Origin of the sequence: Amphibacillus indicireducens, assembly GCF_039539605.1 — a bacterium.
Lineage (GTDB): Bacteria > Bacillota > Bacilli > Bacillales > Amphibacillaceae > Amphibacillus > Amphibacillus indicireducens.
In genome coordinates, this window is sequence record NZ_BAABDL010000092.1 from 1 (window position 1) to 758 (window position 758).

Annotated in this window: 1 rRNA gene; it reads right to left on the bottom strand. The window is 46.3% G+C overall.

Going from position 1 to position 758, the window contains the following annotated elements:
* Window positions 1-395: 395 nt before the first annotated feature.
* Window positions 396-758: ribosomal RNA gene (locus ABD814_RS08765) — 16S ribosomal RNA — on the bottom strand; the annotation flags it as partial.

A 758-nucleotide genomic window follows, 5' to 3' on the forward strand; every position in this document is an offset into this window, starting at 1 on the left:
AAGTAAAAAAGACTTTCGGTCTTACTTGTTTAAAAGTTTGATTTGATGTCTTGTCATACAGCTTTGTGAATATCCTAATGAAAGAATCGTTCACAATCTGTTTCTTCTTATCTAGTTTTCAAGGTACATTTCACAGGAGCATACGCTTCCTATTATATAGAGAGATTGATCTCTCAAAACTGAACCAAACAACACAATCGTTAAGTCAGCTCAAATGAGCTGTTCCTATATCGCAATCTAGCTTCGACTCCCAGCAACTAGCAAACTTCGCTCTCCTCCACTGCGATAAGTCAACATCAACTCACTTACGTTCGTTGTGTTTCCTTTATCTCATTACGGAGCGCTCCAGTTTGTACGTTGCAAAACGGTCGCCTACGCCTTTTGCTTTTCCTTAGAAAGGAGGTGATCCAGCCGCACCTTCCGATACGGCTACCTTGTTACGACTTCACCCCAATCATTGACCCCACCTTCGGCGGCTGGCTCGCTAAAAGCGTTACCTCACCGACTTCGGGTGTTGCTAACTCTCGTGGTGTGACGGGCGGTGTGTACAAGACCCGGGAACGTATTCACCGCGGCATGCTGATCCGCGATTACTAGCGATTCCGGCTTCATGTAGGCGAGTTGCAGCCTACAATCCGAACTGAAAATGGTTTTATGGGATTGGCTCCACCTCGCGGTTTCGCTACCCTTTGTACCATCCATTGTAGCACGTGTGTAGCCCAGGTCATAAGGGGCATGATGATTTGACGTCATCCCAA